The organism is Succinivibrio faecicola, assembly GCF_019448115.1.
GTDB lineage: Bacteria > Pseudomonadota > Gammaproteobacteria > Enterobacterales > Succinivibrionaceae > Succinivibrio > Succinivibrio faecicola.
Genome location: NZ_JAGFNY010000084.1, coordinates 1 through 1,230 on the forward strand (window position 1 = coordinate 1; position 1,230 = coordinate 1,230).

Sequence of the window (1,230 nt, forward strand, 5' to 3'; positions counted from 1 at the left end):
TTTAGCTGATTTCATAGTCAAAAGCAGGTTTTTCAGTCTGTTTGCCCATATATGAGATGGATTATTCTCACTTATGGAAATTAACTCTCTTAACAGATGAACACAGCATACAGCATGGCTGACATTGTCAAACTTCCAATATGAGCCCCAACAGTCATGAACAGCGGTGCCTTTGAATTTGGTTATCACACCATTATCTTCTATACCTATTTTGCCTCTTTTTTGATTTACAGTAAGGTACGTGTATTTTTCATTTGATGAGTTATGTACCCATTGAGTAGAGCCTTCAACTCTAACTCCTGTTTCATCGAAATTGACCACATCAGAGTCTATTAAACACTCTCTGATTTTCTGCACTACAGGCTTTACCTTAAGAGCACATTTTTTAATCATTGAGCAGATTGTTCCTTCTGATAGACTTACATTGAACATTCCGTCTATTAAGGTCTGAATTCTTTCTGTACTTACTGCCCCAAAGGTACTTAAAAGTCCTGATATTGCAGTAAAGCTATCTCCATACTGAATATAGCCCTTCACATTCTCAGGAAATTCACCCTTAAGCTTTACCTCTCCACATGGGCAGTCTAATGCTTTTACAATCTGATGCTCAATAACATTTGTTTTTATTACAGCTTCTACTACGTATCTCTTTTCTGTACACTCAAATACATGTCCATTTGCTGTGCATGAGGAAAGATAAGGACAGGTTTTACATTTTTCTGGTAAATGAATCTTTACCTCATCTGGTTCATGAGGAAGCTTCATATTCACACCTTTATGACCTTTCTGTCCTCCAGTCTTTCTACCAGTCTTCTCTCTTAAGCTTCTGTCTTTCTTTGCTTTCTTATAGCCATCACTTGATGGTGGTTTTGAGCTGTTGTGAGAATCCATATTCAGCTTTCGCTGTAGCTCTTTTATGGTTTCTTGCAAGTCTTTTATTGTTCCCAGTAAGTTTGAATTGGTAGTAGCTTGCTTTTCATTTTGTTCCATAAGTCCAGAGACCATGGTTATCATCATTTTTATTATGGCTGACAACGAGAGCGCAAGTGCAGATAAATCTGCTGGAGCTTTATCTTTTAGCTCCTTGCAAATCTGCTCAGCATTTTCTTTTAACTCGTTGAAATCCATTGATTCACCTTTCTCTTTTCTACTGTTGCTATTATACCAATAGCGTTTTATAGCAAAGGAGTTAGTTCAATTTCAACTTGATGATGCCTCTCAAAATGATCT

The 1,230-nt window shown here is 37.0% G+C and carries 1 protein-coding gene; it reads right to left on the reverse strand.

All coding sequences use genetic code 11. From position 1 onward, the window contains the following. A partial coding sequence (locus J5V48_RS09710; RefSeq protein WP_219938439.1) for an IS66 family transposase occupies nucleotides 1–1,128 on the reverse strand: 1,128 nt, incomplete at its 3' end. Nucleotides 1,129–1,230: the final 102 nt, after the last annotated feature.